Source organism: Tolypothrix sp. VBCCA 56010 (genome assembly GCF_050875635.1).
Classification (GTDB): domain Bacteria; phylum Cyanobacteriota; class Cyanobacteriia; order Cyanobacteriales; family Nostocaceae; genus Hassallia.
Genome location: NZ_JBPAOH010000506.1, coordinates 1 through 260, shown reverse-complemented (window position 1 = coordinate 260; position 260 = coordinate 1). Strand labels below are relative to the sequence as shown.

Below are 260 nucleotides of genomic sequence, written 5' to 3'. Positions count from 1 at the left end.
CTGATGGCAAATACCTCATTTCTGGTTCTTTTGACACCACACTCAAAGTCTGGGATTGGCAAACTGGGGTTGAAGTGCGTACTTTAAGTGGTCATACTTCCTGGGTTAATGCGATCGCTTTTTCAGCTGATGGCAAATACCTCATTTCTGGTTCATATGACACCACACTCAAAGTCTGGGATTGGCAAACTGGGGTTGAAGTGCGTACTTTAAGTGGTCATACTTCCTGGGTTAATGCGATCGCTTTTTCAGCTGATGGC

The 260-nt window shown here is 45.0% G+C and carries 1 pseudogene; it reads left to right on the top strand.

What is annotated here, in order from left to right:
* A pseudogene (locus tag AABK37_RS42145) lies at positions 1-260 on the top strand (WD40 repeat domain-containing protein); the annotation flags it as partial.